Source organism: Daejeonella sp. (assembly GCF_037719425.1).
GTDB lineage: Bacteria > Bacteroidota > Bacteroidia > Sphingobacteriales > Sphingobacteriaceae > Daejeonella.
Map to the genome: position 1 here is coordinate 10,213 of NZ_JBBJNI010000127.1, position 2,392 is coordinate 12,604.

Annotated in this window: 3 protein-coding genes and 1 pseudogene; all 4 read left to right on the forward strand. The window is 43.9% G+C overall.

Features of this window, described 5'->3' with window-relative positions:
- Nucleotides 1–907: pseudogene (locus tag WKF69_RS14995) on the forward strand (hypothetical protein); the annotation flags it as partial.
- Between the two features lie 20 nt (nucleotides 908–927).
- On the forward strand, nucleotides 928–1,251 hold the full coding sequence (locus WKF69_RS15000; RefSeq protein ID WP_340382882.1) for a hypothetical protein: 324 nt from the start codon (nucleotides 928–930) through the stop codon (nucleotides 1,249–1,251).
- 106 nt (nucleotides 1,252–1,357) lie between these two features.
- Nucleotides 1,358–2,011, forward strand: coding sequence for a hypothetical protein (locus WKF69_RS15005; protein WP_340382883.1), 654 nt, complete (start codon nucleotides 1,358–1,360; stop codon nucleotides 2,009–2,011).
- A gap of 1 nt (nucleotide 2,012) precedes the next feature.
- Nucleotides 2,013–2,392: cysteine peptidase family C39 domain-containing protein (locus tag WKF69_RS15010; RefSeq protein WP_340382884.1), on the forward strand; the 380-nt coding region annotated here is incomplete at its 3' end.

The following is a 2,392-nucleotide window of genomic DNA, read 5'->3' on the forward strand; positions in this document are numbered from 1 at the left end:
GGGTATTACTTCAACGGGAAACACCCAGGAAGTAGTCGCGAGCTTTGAGCCCGACTTCTACGCATTTACACTGAGCGATGCAAATAAACAGCGCATCCGCAACCTTGCACCGCTGATCAGCCCTTTTGGAAACTATGGGCTTAAAGGCCCTGGCAATATCATGATGAGCCAGCAGATCGGAAAGGTAGTTACAAAGATGCCCTTGCTTGTTTTTGGTGAAGATGCACAGCGTAAGATGGCTATATTGGCAGGAGAGGGGATCTGGCGGTGGAGGCTGGAAGATTTCCAGGAAAGCGGCAATCATGAAGCGATAGATGAGCTGGTCGGCAAGACCATTCAATATCTTTCTACCCGAGAGGATAAACGAAAATTCAGGGTTTATCCGTCTAAGAACGCGTTTGATGAAAATGAGCATGTTATCCTTAATGCGGAACTCTACAACAATGCCTTCGAGCTTGTAAATACGCCTGATGTGAATATCTCCCTGACCAGCAGAGCAGGTAAAAGTTATTCTTTTGTTTTTTCAAGAACTACTAATGCATATAGCCTGGACGCCGGGGTTCTGCCTGCGGGCGAATACAGCTATAATGCGAGGACGGAGTTGGGTAAGGATAAATATACCGCAGCTGGACAATTTGTGATTACCCAGCAGCAAGCGGAGTTTAAGCAAACCCGGGCCAACCACCAGTTGCTGTACGCCCTTGCCCAGCAAAGTGGAGGCAAGATGGTATTCCCGCAGCAAATTCTGGATCTGGCTAAGCTCATCAAGGCAAACGAAAATGTAAAAACAGTATCTTATGAAGATCGAAAGTATGAAGAGCCTATAAACATTAAATTAGTGTTCTTTATAATTCTCGCGCTCCTTAGTGTAGAATGGTTTTCACGAAAGAGAAACGGCGAGGTATGATCCTTTGTTAAACACGGCTTATGGAAGAGAAAAAAACACATTCGATCTTTAAGAAGATCAAGGAACTGACGAAAGAAGATAAAATCCTTTGGAAGGAAGAAGCGGATGGCAGCACTTTTTATACTTCCGTGAGTGATTACAAGATCTATATAGGTCAAAGTGTGGGCACCGTGTCATTTGAACTATTTAATCACCACAATGAAAAGATCGGCATACTTGAAGAAGGCGGTTATTTCGACAATACTCAGGGGCTTGATGCTTTTTACGAACTGGTGAGGAAGAAGGTGCTGAAGATCGACGATGGCCTGGATGACCTGCTGAATCATTTGGAACAGATAGATTAAGTCCTTAACCGCTCCCTAGATGGACCAGGCCGTTAACTAAAGTTCGCGCCATATAGTTTGGGGATTCAAACCATGGATATACTTTTAGGCATTCTACTTGAAAAAGATGCCTTTATTAACCCCTTTTACTGAGAATGATCTTCCCCTGTCTATTGTACATGCGTATAGGGTTAGTACTAAGAGCAGGATAATCTATACGACGGTAATTCTCGCTGTTATTCTGGCTTTTCTATCTCTACCATTCATTAGTATTCCTGTAGGTATAATAAGCACCGGCGTTATGGAGGCAGCATCTATCCGATTTGACCGTTCTGCTCCTGCTAGTAAATCAATTCAGAATGTAAGGCTTCTTGAATCAGGGTATTCGGTGACGGATCAACGTATTTCCGAATTGCCATCCGACGGTAAGCTTAAGGCATACTGTTACGTTAACCCTTCCGATATTGATATGATCAAAACCGGTCAGCAAGTAAGCTTTCAGATCGATGGATTTGACTCCAATACCTGGGGAATGCTGGCCGGTAAAGTAGTGGAGATCTCAGAGGACCTCGTATTACATGGCAATGACCCACCCGTGTTCAAAGTTCAGTGCAGTTTGGATAAAGATCATTTTGATTTAAACGACGCCAAAGTCTATTTAAAAAAGGGAATGAGCTTCACCGCACGGTTTAATGTAGGTGATCGTAATTTATTCCAACTGCTTTGGAGTAAATCAGATAGATCGAGAGATCCCGATATTCAGAAGGAGCGGCAGAATTGATATGGATATAAGGGTTAAGCAACGTGACGGGACGGATTGCGGTGCTGCATGCCTCGCCTCGGTAGCAAGGTATTACAATCTTCATCTTCCCGTATCACGAATTCGCCAAAAAGCAGGGACCGATAAGAAAGGCACTAATGTTTTGGGAATGGTAGAGGCCGCGAGAAGCTTCGGTTTTGAAGCAAAAGGATTTAAGGGGTCTTTTGGGAATCTAACGACTATACCCCTGCCTGCTATCGCCCATACTGTTAAAGGTTCTTTGCATCATTATGTGGTAATAAGCAGGATTAGTAAAAATCATATACAAATCATGGATCCTGGTGATGGCGAGCTTCATAAAAGGAGCCACGATGACTTTAAAGCACAATGGACCGGAGTCGT

Bases quoted from the DNA above. Each gene is read 5' to 3' on its own strand.
- WKF69_RS15000 (WP_340382882.1), top strand. From the start codon at position 928: ATGGAAGAGAAAAAAACACATTCGATCTTTAAGAAGATCAAGGAACTG.
- WKF69_RS15005 (WP_340382883.1), top strand. From the start codon at position 1,358: ATGCCTTTATTAACCCCTTTTACTGAGAATGATCTTCCCCTGTCTATT.